Origin of the sequence: Niallia sp. 01092, assembly GCF_052318935.1 — a bacterium.
Lineage (GTDB): Bacteria > Bacillota > Bacilli > Bacillales > Cytobacillaceae > Niallia.
This window is the reverse complement of record NZ_JBQRKO010000074.1, coordinates 1-421: the sequence shown is the minus strand read 5'-3', so window position 1 is coordinate 421 and position 421 is coordinate 1. Positions and strand designations below refer to the sequence as shown.

Sequence of the window (421 nt, the reverse complement as noted above, 5' to 3'; positions counted from 1 at the left end):
AAAATAAGTTCATAGTCGCCATATACGATAATTTCATGTTCTTTACGCAGCTTAATTAGTTTCTTGTAATACTGAAAAACGGAATTAGGGTCTTTTATTGCTTTTTCAGCATTAATTTCTGTATAGTTTGGATTTACATTTATCCATGGTGTTCCTGTTGTAAAACCTGCATTAGTGGAATCATCCCACTGAAAAGGAGTTCTTGCATTGTCCCGTCCTCTCACATAAATTGATTCCATCAAGGATTCGTGGGAGGCGCCTTCTGCTATTTTCTCCTTATACATATTCAACGATTCAATATCCTTATACTCATCAATACTTTCAAAATGAACATTTGTCATTCCAAGCTCTTCTCCTTGATATATATAAGGAGTTCCCTGCATCATATGTATAAATGTTGCTAGCATTTTTGCTGATTCAA

General features: G+C 34.4%; 1 protein-coding gene. It reads right to left on the bottom strand.

From position 1 onward, the window contains the following. Positions 1-421, bottom strand: a 421-nt coding sequence (locus ACTXGU_RS22365; protein ID WP_443483706.1) for an alpha-amylase family glycosyl hydrolase, incomplete at both ends; no start/stop codon positions are given.